The sequence below is a fragment of the Rhodococcus sp. SB1D genome (genome assembly GCF_048573875.1).
Taxonomy (GTDB): Bacteria; Actinomycetota; Actinomycetes; order Mycobacteriales; family Mycobacteriaceae; genus Rhodococcus_F; species Rhodococcus_F qingshengii.
Window position 1 is genome coordinate 26,439 of sequence record NZ_JBMAIQ010000022.1, and the last position, 14,402, is coordinate 40,840.

At 63.9% G+C, this 14,402-nt stretch carries 10 protein-coding genes and 1 tRNA gene; 5 read left to right on the forward strand and 6 right to left on the reverse strand.

The window, feature by feature from the left end; genetic code table 11:
• Window positions 1-64: 64 nt before the first annotated feature.
• The 4 genes from ACN50D_RS30020 to ACN50D_RS30035 all read right to left on the reverse strand — a co-directional run bounded on the left by ACN50D_RS30020 (window position 65) and on the right by ACN50D_RS30035 (window position 4,493).
• Complete coding sequence (locus ACN50D_RS30020) at window positions 65-1,942, reverse strand: FAD-dependent monooxygenase (RefSeq protein ID WP_065456556.1); 1,878 nt, start codon at window positions 1,940-1,942, stop codon at window positions 65-67.
• A 2-nt stretch (window positions 1,943-1,944) separates the two neighbouring features.
• The gene (locus tag ACN50D_RS30025) at window positions 1,945-3,273 is read right to left on the reverse strand and encodes an MFS transporter (protein ID WP_007726181.1); all 1,329 of its coding nucleotides are present in this window, start codon (window positions 3,271-3,273) and stop codon (window positions 1,945-1,947) included.
• Between the two features lie 128 nt (window positions 3,274-3,401).
• Complete coding sequence (locus ACN50D_RS30030) at window positions 3,402-4,328, reverse strand: LysR substrate-binding domain-containing protein (protein ID WP_042445544.1); 927 nt, start codon at window positions 4,326-4,328, stop codon at window positions 3,402-3,404.
• A gap of 89 nt (window positions 4,329-4,417) precedes the next feature.
• Window positions 4,418-4,493, reverse strand: a tRNA-Arg gene (locus ACN50D_RS30035).
• A gap of 243 nt (window positions 4,494-4,736) precedes the next feature.
• Between ACN50D_RS30035 and ACN50D_RS30040 the strand changes: the two genes are divergently transcribed.
• Window positions 4,737-7,106, forward strand: coding sequence for a phosphoketolase (locus ACN50D_RS30040; RefSeq protein ID WP_030537329.1), 2,370 nt, complete (start codon window positions 4,737-4,739; stop codon window positions 7,104-7,106).
• 55 nt (window positions 7,107-7,161) lie between these two features.
• Here ACN50D_RS30040 and ACN50D_RS30045 read toward each other — a convergent pair whose 3' ends face one another.
• Both ACN50D_RS30045 and ACN50D_RS30050 read right to left on the reverse strand, forming a co-directional pair.
• The gene (locus tag ACN50D_RS30045; RefSeq protein ID WP_030537330.1) at window positions 7,162-7,881 is read right to left on the reverse strand and encodes a DUF305 domain-containing protein; all 720 of its coding nucleotides are present in this window, start codon (window positions 7,879-7,881) and stop codon (window positions 7,162-7,164) included.
• On the reverse strand, window positions 7,874-8,701 hold the full coding sequence (locus ACN50D_RS30050; protein WP_003941378.1) for a DUF3105 domain-containing protein: 828 nt from the start codon (window positions 8,699-8,701) through the stop codon (window positions 7,874-7,876). The genes ACN50D_RS30045 and ACN50D_RS30050 overlap by 8 nt, the downstream gene beginning before the upstream one ends.
• Window positions 8,702-8,917: 216 nt before the next feature.
• Between ACN50D_RS30050 and argS the strand changes: the two genes are divergently transcribed.
• Genes argS through thrC form a run of 4 tightly spaced genes read left to right on the forward strand, consistent with a single transcriptional unit; the run spans window position 8,918 to window position 14,377 of the window.
• Complete coding sequence (gene argS, locus ACN50D_RS30055) at window positions 8,918-10,570, forward strand: arginine--tRNA ligase (protein ID WP_003941360.1); 1,653 nt, start codon at window positions 8,918-8,920, stop codon at window positions 10,568-10,570.
• The gene (lysA, locus tag ACN50D_RS30060; RefSeq protein WP_003941384.1) at window positions 10,567-11,988 is read left to right on the forward strand and encodes a diaminopimelate decarboxylase; all 1,422 of its coding nucleotides are present in this window, start codon (window positions 10,567-10,569) and stop codon (window positions 11,986-11,988) included. The genes argS and lysA overlap by 4 nt, the downstream gene beginning before the upstream one ends.
• Complete coding sequence (locus ACN50D_RS30065; RefSeq protein ID WP_007726192.1) at window positions 11,985-13,298, forward strand: homoserine dehydrogenase; 1,314 nt, start codon at window positions 11,985-11,987, stop codon at window positions 13,296-13,298. The genes lysA and ACN50D_RS30065 overlap by 4 nt, the downstream gene beginning before the upstream one ends.
• Window positions 13,295-14,377, forward strand: a complete 1,083-nt coding sequence (gene thrC, locus ACN50D_RS30070; protein WP_003941280.1) for a threonine synthase — start codon at window positions 13,295-13,297, stop codon at window positions 14,375-14,377. The genes ACN50D_RS30065 and thrC overlap by 4 nt, the downstream gene beginning before the upstream one ends.
• Window positions 14,378-14,402: the final 25 nt, after the last annotated feature.

Here is a 14,402-nt window from a genome sequence, read left to right on the forward strand (position 1 = left end):
TCATCCGCGAATGCGCTCGGCCGCGTAGGAGACAATCCTGCGCGGCCGAGTTGCTGTGTCTGAACTATCGGGTGGCAGATTTCAGGGCAGCGTCTTTCAGTGCTACGTCGAAGCTCGTCGACGTAGCTTGCGAACCGAGAATCAAGGCAAGGCGCGCCAACATGGCTTCGCGGTCGGACGGATCAGCCTGATCCAGTGCATTCGACAGTGCCAACCAGACGTGTTCGCGATGGCCCTCGTCGTCGACCACCGCAGTTGTCGCCGACTGTGCCGTATCGAAGTGCGTCGGCGCAGTGCCGGCGGTGAGGTGTTTGGCCACGTCGTTCAATTGCGTGGGATCGCTGATGCGGCACAGCACCAATCCGTCGGGCCGAATCACGAAGATTTCGCCGACACGAGCGCCGAGGGCAGATGCGAGATTGCCTTCGGCATCGGGAACCGTGGAGTCGGTAGTTCCCACGGTGATCACGCGTACGGTTTCCGGTGCAAGGGCCTGAGCAAGGATTTCGGCTTGCGTGTCGAGTTCGGATACCAGCTCAGCTGACAGTCCGAAAGCCAGCAGGCCGAATCCAGTACCGCGCAGACTGTTCAAGGAGGTAGATGAACCGTCCGCCGAGACCTGGACGACCCTGTCTTCCAACGGATCGCCGGGTAGTACGCCCTCGGCGCCCGCAGCTGTCGGCCACGTCAGCGGGGAGAGCCGGGCGTGCGTCGCACTCGACTGGCGCGGGTTGATGAGGTGCGCGAATTCGCTTCGCTTGGTGGCGAGTTCGAGTACGGCATCGCGGGTGGTCCGGTAGCCGTGACTTCCCGGCGACATGATGAGCGTCGACTTGCCTGCGTTGTCGACGTTCTGCTGCCACGCGCTGCGACGTTCCTTCGAATACGCGTCGAGGATGGTGGAATCGGCAGCTCCGTTGATGACGGCGGCTAGTTGCCACACCAAGGTCTCGGCGTCTTCCATGCCCGAGTTCAGGCCGCGAACACCGAAGATCGGAACGAGATGCGCGGCGTCGCCGGCAAAAAGCACACGGCCGTGAGTGAAATCTTCCAGAGCGAGTGCGTGGGCGCGGTAGAAGCCGAACCATTCCAGGGTCCAGGGGATGTCGCTCTGGAGCCATTCGAGGTGACGCGTGATGCGGTCACGGATGCGATCTTCTTGCGTCTCCGCTTCCGGATCGTCCGAGGCGTCGAGCTGGTAGTCGATGCGCCAGATGTCCCGTGGTTGGCGATGCATGATGATCGTGGACCCCGGGTTGCTGGGTGCGTCGAACCACACCAGACGCTCGGCCGGGAGTTCCGATTCCCAATGAATGTCGGCAATGACGTAGTTGCCCTCGTAGCTGTTGCCCTGCAAGCGGATTCCGCTGAGTTCGCGCATCTTGCTGCGTCCACCATCGGCGGCAACGACCCACGCCGCGCGCAGTTCGCGGGTTCCGAACGCGGTGTCGACGGTCAGAGTCACCTCGTTGTCACCGACGGAGATGCCGGCGATCGACGACGACCAGTGGAAGTTCACCAGTGGGTGAGCGAGCAGCTTGTCGGTCATGATCTGCTCGAACTCGGATTGCGAGACGTTGACCATGGGTCCACGCGCGTCGTGCTCGGCGGATGCCATGCGGAACTGCAGTACTTCCTGATCGCGGTAGTAACTCCGACCACCCACCCACGGCAGAACGAGGTCTTCGAGCTCGGCACCGAAGCCGAGGCGTTCGGCAACTTCGAGGCTGTGGCGTGACACGCAGATCGCGCGACTGCCGAACGAGACCTGATCGGCCGCTTCGAGAATCGTGACGGCAATGCCGCGCTGCGCCAAGCCCATGGCTACGCCCATGCCGACGGGGCCGGCTCCGACGATCACGACGGGAAGTGCGTCGGCCGAAGGCGCCAGGGAGGCGAAGTCCTCGGGTGCGTACTTCTTCGGATGAAAGTAGGTCGACATGGTCACGAGGCTTTCTGTGCGGCAGTGTTTTTCGGGATCAATTGAGGTTCCGGGAGCAGCAGGATGGAAACCAGGCTGATCACGGCAATGATCACGAAGTAGGCGGTGATGGCGAACGAGGTGTCGAAGGCGGCGTAGAGCGCGGTGGCGATCATCGGGGCCAGACCGCCGCCGAGGATTGCGCCGATCTGGTAGCCGAGTGACGCTCCGCTGTAGCGGATGTGTGCGGGAAACAATTCGGCGAACAGTGCCGCTTGTGGGCCGGCGCAGCAGCCGAGCGTGAAGCCGAGGGCGATCATCGATACGAGCATCACCGGAACGATCGCTGTGTCGATCAGCGGAAAGAACACCGCTGCCGCCACTACCAGGGTGATCGAACTGCGGATGTAGACGGTCCGGCGTCCGAGAGTGTCCGACTTGTGAGCGCTGAAAGCCATTCCCGCCATCCAGAACGGGCAGGATGCGATGAGAAGAAAGAGCATCGTGGTCTTGCTGAAGCCGAGTTCGGTCTCGCCGTACTTGAGGACGTAAACCATGTACGCGTACGCGATTCCGTTGGTGGCGATGAAGGTTCCACCGGCGAGGAGCACAGTCTTCCAGTGTCTGGTGAGAACCTCGAGAATCGGCATGGACTCCGCCGGTGCCTCGGACTTCGACGCGGTGAACTCGTCACTTTCCTCGAGGCCGAGACGGATCCACATCGCAACGCCCACCAGAACTGCGCTGAGCAGGAACGGGATTCGCCATCCCCAGGAGTTGAATGCATCGTCGTCCATGAAGGCGGCGAGGGGGAGATAGACGAGATTGGCCACCAGTACGCCTGCGGGAACACCGATTTGTGGTGCGCTGCCGTACAGCCCCTTCCTGCCCTCGGGTGCGTTTTCGGTGGCGACCAGAACTGCGCCGCCCCACTCGCCGCCGACACCGAGTCCCTGAACGAATCGCAAGGTCACCAGGAGTATGGGGGCAAAGACGCCGATAGCGGCGTAGTTGGGTAGCAGCCCGATGGCAACGGTGGCGCAGCCCATCAGCATCAACGAGGTGACCAACATGGATTTGCGTCCGATGCGGTCGCCGAAGTGGCCCATCACGATTCCGCCGATGGGACGCGCGACGAATCCGACGGCGAGGGTGGCGAAGGCGGCGAGGGTGCCGGCCAGATCGGACGTGCCGGGGAAGAACTGCTTGCCGAGCACGAGTGCGGCGGCGGTGCCGTAGATGAAGAAGTCGTACCACTCGATGGCGGTGCCGACAAAGCTGCCGAGGGCGGCCTTACGCGCCTTGACCGTCGCGGCGGCGCGCGTTGCGGTCGGTGAGGCGATGGAGGTCATGAAGTGCCTTTCGAGATGAATGTGGCTTGAAGAAACAATGACGTGCGCCACAACAATTGAAAAGCGAAAGAATTGGAGGTTCTTGCACGGAAAATACGTGGAACCAGCTCCGCTGCCTGGTAGCGGGACTATTGGGCAGGTTCTGAGGGTGAAACGAATTCTATGAAAGCGCGTGCGACGCGGCTGAGGCGAGTGTTCTGGTGCCAAGCGAGAACTACGTGCACCGACGGCACGGCGGGGGAAGCGATGGTCTTGACGACCACCTCGAGCCCCTCGTACGTGACGTCGATCTTGGGCCGCTGGAGTAGCAGCGTCCAGCCGAGGCCACGGCCGACAAATGCCCTCGCCGTCTCGAAGTTCGCAGTTCTGTAGGCAACCTTCGGGGCGAATCCGCCTGCGCGACAGACGTCGAGCGCGTGTTTGGTGCTCGGCGGCGCGTCGAGGAGAACCATCGGGTGTTCCGCGAGGTCCGGAAGATGGATCGGTCGCTCGGACCGCGCGAGTGGGTGTTCTGCACCCAGGACGATCAAGGGTTCGCGGATGGCCAACGGAACTGTGCGCAATTGTGGAGACAGGTCCAGGTCGTAAGCGATCGCGAGGTCCAACTCGCCGTTCTCGAGATGTGTCTGGAGCCGATTCTGAGTGTCCTCGCGGAACTCCACCTGCGCGTCAGGATTCTCACGGGTGAACCCGGCGATCATCGACGGCAACACCGTCGGCCCCAGAGCGGGATAACAGCCGATCGCTATGGGCCCCGACACGCTTCCGCCGGTTCCGAGCGCATCGGATTCGAGTTCCCCGGCTTGCTGAAGTAGCGCCCGGGCGCGCACCAGAACCGCTTCACCGGTGCGGGTGAGTTGAATGCCGAATGAGCGACGGCGAACGCACAGTTGAACTTTGAGCGCGCGTTCGAGTTCGGTGAGCGCCGCGGACAGGGCGGAAGGAGAGAGGTGCAGGCGCTCGGCCGCGGCACTGATCGTTCCGGTCTCGGCTACCGCGACAAACGCGGCCAGCTGACGCATCGTGTACGTGGGAGCAGGATCGATGCGAGGCATGAGATCGACAGTAGTCGGGTAGATTGCCCTGAATATTTTGGTGTGGCACCGTGAAGAGGTCGACGATCAATCGCTGACCTGCGTCTTCGTGGTGCCCCCGGCAGGATTCGAACCTGCGACCTTTCGCTCCGGAGGCGAACGCTCTATCCCCTGAGCTACGGGGGCGCACCGAATACTCGGTGTGCCGATTGGGCTGCGTTAGCGTAGCGCATCACGGGGGGACAAGACCAAACCGGCACCCGCCTCGGCATGGCGTCGTCGCGGGAGGTAGTCGAGGATGCGGCCGGGGACCATGGTCGTCGAATCATCTGTACCGACTGACTCGGATGCTTTTTACGCCTAGGCTCGGCTCTGAGCACAGGCTCGGGCGGACTGCTCGGGCACCCTCGTGAGGTACGGGAGTCGTTGATGACCGATCACCACTATTCCGAAGACCAGCTCGCGCTCGACCTGAAGTGGTGGGCAGCGGCCAACTATCTGACCGTCGCGCAGATCTATCTGAAGGACAACACGCTTCTGCGGGAACCGTTGCGTGCCGAGCACATCAAGCCCCGACTGCTCGGGCACTGGGGGACCAGCCCCGGCTTGTCGATGATCTACACGCTCCTCAATCGGCACATCGTCGCCACCGGCGCAGACTGGCTTTACGTGACCGGTCCCGGGCACGGCGGTCCGGCGCTGGTCGCGTCGACGTATCTCGAGGGAACGTACTCGGAGATCTATCCGGAAGTCTCGGACGACGCCGAGGGCATCCACCGGATGTGTCGGCGATTCTCCGCTCCCGGCGGAGTGCCCAGCCATGTGAGTGTGCAGACACCCGGAAGCATCCACGAAGGCGGCGAGCTCGGCTACGCCCTTGCCCATGCGGCCGGCGCTGCCTTCGATCATCCGAACCTCGTGGTGGCCTGTGTGATCGGCGACGGCGAAGCGGAGACCGGGCCGTTGTCCGGTTCGTGGAAGCTCCCGGCGTTCCTGAATCCACGACGCGACGGCGCGGTGCTGCCGATCCTGCACGTGAACGGTGCCAAGATCGCCGGGCCGACGGTCTACGGACGCAGCAGCGACGAAGACATCCAGGCCTATCTTGGTGGACAGGGGTGGGCGCCGATCGTCGTCTCCGGTGACGACCCCGACGCGGTGTTTCCTCAGCTGTATCAAGCGATCTCGCAGGCGCACGAGAAGATCCGCGAGATGCAGGGTGCCGCACGCCGCGGAGAGGAGTGGACGGGTTCGTGGCCGGCAATCGTGTTGCGGACGCCGAAAGGATGGACCGGTCCACACACCGTCGACGGAATCTTGGTCGAGGGCACACATCGTGCGCACCAGGTGCCGTTGTCCGGCGTGCGAAGCAACGAATCACATCTGCGGCAACTCGAAGAGTGGATGCGGTCGTACCGTCCGGACGAGTTGTTCGACGCCAACGGATCACTCGTCGCGGAACTGGCGGCGCTGTCGCCGACGGGGGACAAGCGCATGGGGAGCACTCCCTACGCGAACGGTGGACGACTTCGCGTCGATCTCCCGATGCCGCCGCTCGAAAAGTACGCGCTTCCCATCCAATCCCCGGGTTCGACCTTCCACGAGACGACGCGAGTGCTCGGCGAGCTTCTGCGCGACATCTACGCCGCCACGGAAACCGAGGACAGCGGCGGGATCTTCCGACTCTTCTGTCCGGACGAGACGTCGAGCAATCGCCTCGGCGCCGTATTCGAGACAACCGATCGCTGCTGGCAACTGCCGATCACCGACTACGACGACGGGCTGTCCGCGGACGGTCGTGTCATGGAGGTCCTCAGCGAGCACCTCTGCGAGGGATGGCTCGAGGGCTATCTGCTGTCGGGCCGACACGGGATGTTCGCGAGCTACGAAGCATTTGCGATGGTGAGCGTGTCGATGCTCATCCAGCACGCCAAGTGGCTCCAACATGCCGTCGACCTGCCGTGGCGGGCGTCTGTTGCTTCGCTCAACGTGCTGCTGACCAGTACGTGCTGGCGCAACGATCACAACGGATTCAGTCATCAGGGCCCCGGCATGATCGACGCCGTTATTCCCCTGGCCCCCAGTGTGATCCGCGTGTGGTTGCCGCCGGATTCCAACACCTTGCTCTCGATCTCGGATCACTGCCTGCGTAGCACCGACCACGTCAACCTGATAGTCGTGGACAAGCAACCACACCTGCAGTACCTCACGCTCGAGCAAGCGCACGAGCACTGCGCGGCGGGCGCTTCGGTCTGGGAATGGGCCGGAACCGAGGCTCGCGGACAGGAACCGGACGTGGTCCTGGCCGCCGCGGGAGATGTGCCGACGCAGGAGATCCTGGCTGCTGCACAGTTGCTGCGCGATCACACACCCGAACTGATCACCCGCGTCGTCAACGTCGTCGATCTGATGGCCTTGCTGACGCCAACCGAGCATCCCCACGGATTCGGGGAGCGGGTCTTCCTCGATCTGTTCACCGCGCAGACCGACGTCGTGTTCGCATTCCACGGATACTCGCGTGCCGTGCACGAACTGATTCACGGGCGTCCGAGTCCCGAGCGCTTCCACGTTCGCGGATTCAGTGAACAGGGAACAACCACAACACCGTTCGACATGGTTGTCCTCAACAAGATGAGCCGCTACCACCTGGTGATCGAGGCGCTACGACGCTCCAAGCGTCGGCCGGCCGGGGCGTCCGAGTTGGCGGAGTTCTGCCGCACACAGCTCGAAAAGCACTCGCGTTACATCGTCGAGCACCTCGAAGACATGCCGGAAGTAGAAAACTGGACCTGGTCCTGAAATTCAGGACCAGGCCCAGTTGGGTCTGAACAGTTTCGGCTCAGTTCAGTTCTGCTCAGTTCATGGGCAGTGGCACTGCGCCGCGAGCTGCCAACATGTCGGTCATCAGCTTGGACTCGCTCTGCTGCGTGTTGACCATCGTCTGCGCCAGGCTGCGCACCGGCCCCTCGGTGGCGTCGGCTGCTGCGTACTCCATCATCGGAAGCCCACCTTCGTGGTGACGAAGCATCAGCTGCAGGAACAAGGTGTCGAGTTGCAGACCTTCCGCTGCGCGGAGAGCCGCAAGGTCCTCGGGGGACGCCATGCCGGGCATCGTGTCGACCGGCCCGGAATGACTCATGTCCATCGTGGCCGAAGTCCCGTGCGATCCATGGCCGGAGCCCGAATCCGACGACATCCACTCCATGTACGGGCCCACCTTGGACAGCGGCTGATCCCACATGGTCAGCCACGCCTGCATCTGACCGAGCTGGTTCTGCTGCGTGGTCAAGATGTCGAACGCGAGCGTGCGTACGTCGTTGTCCGTGGACTTCGTCAGGGCGATGGACGCCATGTCGACGGCCTGGCTGTGATGCACGCTCATGTCCTGCGCGAAGCCCACGTCCACCGAATCCGAAGCCGGAACGGTCAGTGACGACTTCGCATCGGGTCCGAGGAGGTTGGTCAGTGCGCCGAGCGCAAAACCGACGGCGATCGCGCCGATCAGACCGATGATCAGCAGTGCGGTGCGCTGACTCGGCTTCGAAGACTGATCGGTGTTCGTCGAACTATCCACCGGCGGGAATCTGTTCGTCGGTGGCCGGGGTAGCGCCCGTGCCGTCCATCTGGATGGCGTCGGCGCCCGGAGGTGTCGGATCGAACGGCGACGTCGACGGAGTGAACAGCGGGTTGGTGCAGCTCGCGCCGACCTCGGGGTAGACGTTCGGGTTCTGGTTCAGCGCAGTGATGAACTGATCGATGCGATCGTCGTCGGCCTTGTCGATCTCGAGGCGATGGCCCCACGACTGCAGAGAAATGGGGCTGCTCTGACCGGGGTACGGCGACATCAGCATGTAGGACTTGCCGTTCACGCGTCCGGCGAGACTGTCGATCTGGTCCTGGTCGACGAGATCGGGGTTGTACGTGATCCAGATGGCGCCGTGCTCGAGCGAGTGGACGGCGTTCTCGGTGCGAATCGGGTCGGCGTACACGGTTCCGGTGCAGTTAGCCCAGGTGGCGTCGTGTGGGCCACCGAACGGCGGGGTCTGGTCGTACGCCACGCGCTGAGTGGAATCGACGTGCTGGCCGGCCGGGTACTCGATCTTGAGGACGCCGTCGATCTTGTCCGACGGATCCTTGTTCTCCGAGCTGTACTTGTACGGCTCGAGGGCCTGCCGCTCCTCGACCTTGGGCCACAGATTGATACCGAGCACGGCGATGAGTGCGAGCACAGCCACACCGGCGCCGATCGACAGCCAGGGGATCTGGCGGGGAGCGGGGACGCCGCCCTTGCCCTTCTTGGCCGGCCGACTGTTCTTGTTGGCGGCCTTGATGGCCTTGGCTGATTTGGCCCCGGAGTTCTTGTTGGGACCGCGACTATCGGAACCGCTTGGCATCGATTGGGCTCTTTCGGTGTGTGGGCTTGAGGTGTGGCGCGCCCGCGCATGAAGGTACGCGGTGGTAGCTCGGGCATTACCACTGTACTTTCCGAGTCTGAGGGCAAACTTTGAGAGTGGCGTGCGACACGCCACAGCGGCCCCGCGCACGTTCACGGAGAGCGAGGCGTGAGGCGAGTCTCCACTTCCGGTGTGCAGGCAATAGGATGAATACCTGTGACTCCAGCTGACCTTGCCGAACTGCTCCGCGGAACCGCAGCGAGCGTCCTTGCCGATCGTGGCCTCGACGTATCCGTGCTACCCGAAACCCTCACCGTCGAGCGACCACGCAACCCCGAGCACGGCGATTACGCCACCAACATTGCCATGCAGGTAGCCAAGAAGGTCGGCACGAATCCCCGCGAGCTGGCGGGCTGGATCGCCGAAGCCCTCACCGCTGCCGACGGAATCGAATCCGCCGAGATCGCCGGGCCCGGCTTCCTCAACATTCGGTTGGACAAGGACGCCCAGGGCGCGATCGTCGTGTCGGTTCTCGAAGCCGGTGCGTCGTACGGCTCGGGTGACTCCCTCGCCGGCAAGAAGATCAACCTCGAATTCGTCTCCGCCAACCCCACCGGACCGATTCACCTCGGTGGAACCCGTTGGGCCGCAGTCGGAGACGCGCTCGGACGCATTCTGTCCGCGCAGGGTGGTTTGGTAACACGTGAGTACTACTTCAACGATCACGGTGCCCAGATCGACCGCTTCTCGCGTTCGCTGATCGCTGCAGCGAAGGGTGAACCTGCTCCCGAAGACGGTTACGCCGGTGCATACATCGCCGACATCGCCGCCTCGGTTCTGAAGCAGCGTCCCGACGTCATGGATCTGCCTGCCGACGAGCAGCAGGAAACCTTCCGCGCCATCGGCGTCGAATTGATGTTCACGCACATCAAGCAGACCCTGCACGACTTCGGCGTCGACTTCGACGTCTACTTCCACGAGAACTCGCTCTTCGAATCCGGTGCGGTCGAGAAGGCCGTCGAATCCCTCAAGGGTTCGGGCAACCTCTTCCACGAAGACGGTGCGTGGTGGCTCAAGAGCACCGACTACGGCGACGACAAGGACCGCGTCGTCATCAAGAGCGATGGCAACGCCGCCTACATCGCCGGTGACATCGCCTACTTCCAGAACAAGCGCGCACGTGGGTTCGACCTCTGTATCTACATGCTCGGCGCCGACCATCACGGTTACATCGGCCGTCTCAAGGCTGCCGCTGCCGCATTCGGCGACGATCCGGACACCGTCGAGGTGCTGATCGGCCAGATGGTCAACCTCGTCAAGGACGGCACTGCCGTCAAGATGAGCAAGCGCGCCGGCACCGTCATCACCCTCGACGACCTGGTCGAGGCAATCGGCGTCGACGCCTCGCGTTACGTCATGATCCGCTCGTCGGTCGACTCGAGCATCGACATCGACCTCGACCTGTGGACCAAGACCAGCAGCGAGAACCCCGTCTACTACGTGCAGTACGCGCACGCACGCCTCTCGGCGATCGCTCGCAACGCCGCAGACCTCGGTCTGTCCGCCGACGCGAGCAACCTCGCCCTGCTCACCGTCGAGCAGGAGGGTGACCTCATCCGCACGATCGGCGAGTACCCACGCGTCGTGTCGAGCGCGGCGAATCTGCGTGAGCCGCACCGTATTGCCCGCTACCTCGAAGAACTCGCGGGTGCGTACCACCGCTTCTACGGCGCGTGCCGCATCCTTCCGCAAGGCGACGAAGACGCCACCGACGTGCACCGCGCGCGTCTGGCTCTCTGCGCCGCCACCCGACAGGTCCTGGCCAACGGTCTCGAACTGCTCGGCGTCACCGCACCGGAGCAAATGTGAACGCGCACCCCGCCGGCCCCAAGCACGCCGAGCAGTTGCAGGCCCCCGGCTTGCCCGACCGTCCGACCAGCCCCGAAGCCTTCGGCGAACTCTCACCGCAGGTGTGGCCGCGCAACGCTTCTCGCGGCGACGACGGTGAAGTGACCCTCGCGGGTGTCAAGGTCGGTGAACTTGCCGAGAAGTACGGCACTCCGTTGTTCGTCATCGACGAGGACGACTTCCGCTCGCGCTGCCGTGACATGGCCCGCGCCTTCGGCCCGGATGCCAAGGTGCACTACGCATCCAAGGCATTCCTCTGTGGCGAGATCGCACGCTGGGTCGCCGACGAAGGCCTCTCGCTCGACGTCTGCTCCGGCGGCGAACTGGCGATCGCGTTGCACGCGGACTTCCCGGCCGAGCGAATTGCCATGCACGGCAACAACAAGTCAGTCGCCGAACTGGCCGCCGGTGTCGCCGCGGGCGTCGGACACGTCGTGCTCGACTCGTCGATCGAGATCGACCGACTCGATCGTGTCGCCGGTGAGGCCGGTGTCGTTCAGGACGTGTTGATCCGACTGACCGTCGGCGTCGAAGCGCATACCCACGAATTCATCTCCACCGCACACGAGGACCAGAAGTTCGGTTTCTCGCTGGCCGGGGGAGCGGCAATCGACGCGGTCCGTCGCGTCTTCGCTGCCGACAACTTGCGCCTGGTCGGCCTGCACAGCCACATCGGTTCGCAGATCTTCGACGTCGACGGTTTCGAGGTGGCAGCGCACCGCGTGATCGGTTTGCTCCGCGACGTCGTCACCGAGTTCGGAGTCGAGAAGACCAAGCAGATTTCGATCATCGACCTCGGCGGCGGCATGGGGATCTCGTACATCCCCTCCGACGACCCGCCGCCCGTCGACGAACTGGCAGCAAAGCTCGGCCACATCGTGCGCAACGAGTCAGCACTGGCCGGATTGCCGGAGCCGACGCTTGCCGTCGAACCCGGCCGCGCCATCGCCGGACCTGGCACGGTGACGCTCTACGAGGTCGGCACCATCAAGGACGTCACGGTGGGTAGCTCGCTGACACGCCGCTACATCAGCGTCGACGGCGGGATGAGCGACAACATCCGCACGTCCCTCTACGGTGCGGAGTACGAAGCCAAGTTGGTTTCGCGAACTTCCGAGGCTGATCCCGTCGTTGCACGTATCGTCGGTAAGCACTGCGAGTCCGGTGACGTGGTCATTCGGGACACCTGGATGCCCGAGGACGTCGGGCCCGGTGATTTACTAGCGGTAGCAGCGACCGGTGCATACTGCTATTCGATGTCGAGCAGGTACAACCTGCTCACCCGCCCAGCCGTGGTGGCGGTGCGTGACGGAGTCTCACGCGTGATTCTGCGGAGGGAAACAGTGGAAGATCTGCTCAGCTTGGAGGTATCGCAGTGACGAGCGAATCGGCGCATCGCGCTATCGGTGTGGCCGTTCTCGGCCTCGGCAACGTCGGGAGCGAGGTCGTTCGGATCATTCGTGAGCAGGCCGAGGAACTCGAAGCTCGCGTCGGCGCCCCGTTGGAACTGCGGGGGGTTGCCGTCCGCCGTATCGGCTCGGACCGCGGAATTCCCGAGGAACTGCAGACGACGGACGCCGAGTCCCTGGTCGGTCGTGACGACGTCGACATCGTGGTCGAGGTGATCGGCGGAATCGAGCTCCCTCGCAAGCTGATTCTCTCTTCCCTCAACTCCGGTAAGTCGGTCGTGACCGCCAACAAGGCGCTGCTCGCGGACCACACCGGTGAATTGGCGGAGGCTGCAGAGGCCAACTCTGTCGACCTGTACTTCGAGGCCGCTGTTGCCGGCGCGATCCCCGTGATCCGCCCGCTCACACAGTCGTTGGCCGGAGACCGTGTCAACAAGGTCGCCGGAATCGTGAACGGCACCACCAATTTCATCCTTTCGGCGATGGACGAGACCGGCGCCGACTACGAAGAGACCTTGGCCGAAGCCGGACGCCTCGGATACGCGGAAGCCGACCCGACCGCGGACGTCGAAGGCTACGACGCCGCGGCGAAGGCAGCGATCCTCGCGTCGATCGCGTTCCACACCCGCGTCACTGCCGCGGACGTGTACCGCGAAGGAATCTCCACGATCACCTCCGCCGACCTGGCTTCGGCGAAGGCACTCGACTGCACGATCAAGTTGCTCTCGATCTGCGAGCGCATCGTCACGCCCAAGGGCAAGGAGCGGATTTCCGCTCGCGTGTACCCGGCGCTGGTTCCGCTCAGCCATCCGCTGGCCTCGGTCAACGGCGCGTTCAACGCCGTTGTCGTGGAAGCAGAGAACGCCGGCCGGCTCATGTTTTACGGCCAGGGCGCAGGCGGCGCCCCCACCGCTTCCGCGGTGATGGGTGACCTGGTGATGGCTGCGCGCAACAAGGTTCACGGCGGCCGCGGCCCCCGCGAGTCCAAGTACGCCAAGCTGAAGGTCGCCCCGATGGGCGACATCCTCACGCGCTACTACGTGAACATGGAGGTCGCGGACAAGGAAGGTGTGCTGTCCGCAGTCGCCGCCGAGTTCGCCAAGCACGGCGTGAGCATCTCCGTCGTCCGCCAGGAGGGCGCCGGCGCCGGCGCGCGTCTGGTGGTCGTCACTCATGTAGCAACCGACGCGGCTCTCTCCGAGACCGTGGCGGCCCTCAACGAACTCGAATTCGTCACCGCTGTGACCAGCGTGCTGCGACTGGAAGGCACTGAACAATGACCGGCATCGTCAACCCCGTCCACAAGGCATGGCCGGGTCTCATCGAGGCATACCGGGACCGTCTCGCGATCGGTGACAACTGGAAGACCGTCACCCTGCGCGAAGGCGGCACCCCGCTCCTGCCGGCCGGCCACCTCTCCGAGATCACCGGCTGCGACGTCTACCTCAAGGTCGAGGGTCTCAACCCCACCGGTTCCTTCAAGGACCGCGGCATGACGATGGCCGTCACCGACGCCTTGGCCCGTGGCCAGCGCGCAGTTCTGTGCGCGTCCACCGGCAACACCTCCGCCTCGGCCGCTGCGTATGCAGCCAAGGCCGGCATGACCTGCGCCGTGCTCATCCCGCAGGGCAAGATCGCCATGGGCAAGCTTGCGCAGGCAGTCATGCACGGCGCCAAGATCATTCAGGTCCAGGGCAACTTCGACGACTGCCTCGAGCTGGCACGCAAGACCACGGCCGAATTCCCCACCATCGGTCTCGTCAACTCGGTCAACCCGGTGCGGATCGAAGGCCAGAAGACCGCGGCATTCGAGATCATGGACGTCCTCGGCAAGGCTCCCGACGTGCACGCACTCCCGGTCGGAAACGCCGGTAACATCACCGCGTACTGGCGCGGATACTCCGAGTACTACGCGGACGGTCTGACCACGGTCAAGCCCCGCATGCTCGGCGTCCAGGCAGCCGGAGCGGCTCCGCTGGTCAACGGTGCACCCGTCAAGGATCCCGAAACCATCGCCACCGCAATCCGAATCGGTTCTCCCGCTTCCTGGAACGGCGCTGTCGCCGCGAAGGAAGAGTCGAACGGTGCATTCCGTGCCGCCACCGACGAGAAGATCCTCGAGGCTTACCGTCTGATCGCCGCCACCGAGGGCGTCTTCGTCGAACCGGCGTCGGCAGCCAGCGTCGCCGGCCTGCTCGCCGCACGTGCAGAGGGCTGGCTCGAGCCGGGCCTGACCGTCGTGTGCACGGTGACCGGTAACGGTCTCAAGGATCCTGACACGGCTTTGAAGGGTATGCCGAACGTCGAGCCGATCGGTGTCGATCCCGTTGCCGTCGCGGCTGCCCTCGAGCTTGCATAGTGTCCGTGGATTCATCGACCACTCC